The organism is Methylobacterium sp. B1 (assembly GCF_000333255.1).
Taxonomy (GTDB): domain Bacteria; phylum Pseudomonadota; class Alphaproteobacteria; order Rhizobiales; family Beijerinckiaceae; genus Methylobacterium; species Methylobacterium fujisawaense.
The window spans coordinates 1-224 of the sequence record NZ_BACT01000524.1 but is presented as its reverse complement, the minus strand read 5'-3'; the positions used below and the strand labels follow the sequence as shown (position 1 = coordinate 224).

The window sequence follows — 224 nt, the reverse complement described above, 5'->3', positions numbered from 1 at the left end:
CGCGCCGAGCGCCTCCATCGCCGCCACCGTCGCGCCGATCACGCCGGTGAGGGCGCCCTTCCAGCCGGGACGGGGCGGCGGCGGACGGTGCCGGCGGCTCGCCGAGGATCTGCGCCGGCTTCCGGTGCCGGTGATCGGCCGCATCAGCGACGAGGCCGTCCGCCTCGACCTCCGGACCCTGGAGGACGAGGCCGGCTTCCTCGCCGCCCTGGCGGCGCTGACGC

The 224-nt window shown here is 78.6% G+C and carries 1 pseudogene; it reads left to right on the top strand.

What is annotated here, in order from left to right:
* Positions 1 to 224, top strand: a pseudogene (locus I53_RS15390) (L-seryl-tRNA(Sec) selenium transferase); the annotation flags it as partial.